A 252-nucleotide genomic window follows, 5' to 3' on the forward strand; every position below is an offset into this window, starting at 1 on the left:
GTCCCAACTACCATCGGCGCTAGAGAGCTTAACTTCCGTGTTCGGTATGGGAACGGGTGTGACCTCTCTGCCATCATTACCAGACTGTATTCATTTAAGACAAGAATCATTTTAACTTATTTACTTTTGAAAGTCAACAAGTTTTTATATTCTTTCAAAACTAGATAACATTGCTTCATATTATATGGTTAAGTCCTCGATCTATTAGTATTCGTCAGCTCCACATGTCACCATGCTTCCACCTCGAACCTA

The 252-nt window shown here is 38.9% G+C and carries 1 rRNA gene; it reads right to left on the reverse strand.

Going from position 1 to position 252, the window contains the following annotated elements:
• Nucleotides 1-84, reverse strand: a 5S ribosomal RNA gene (gene rrf, locus MR160_RS34450); the annotation flags it as partial.
• Nucleotides 85-252: the final 168 nt, after the last annotated feature.

The organism is Bacillus cereus group sp. BfR-BA-01382 (assembly GCF_022663475.1).
Classification (GTDB): Bacteria; Bacillota; Bacilli; order Bacillales; family Bacillaceae_G; genus Bacillus_A; species Bacillus_A thuringiensis_S.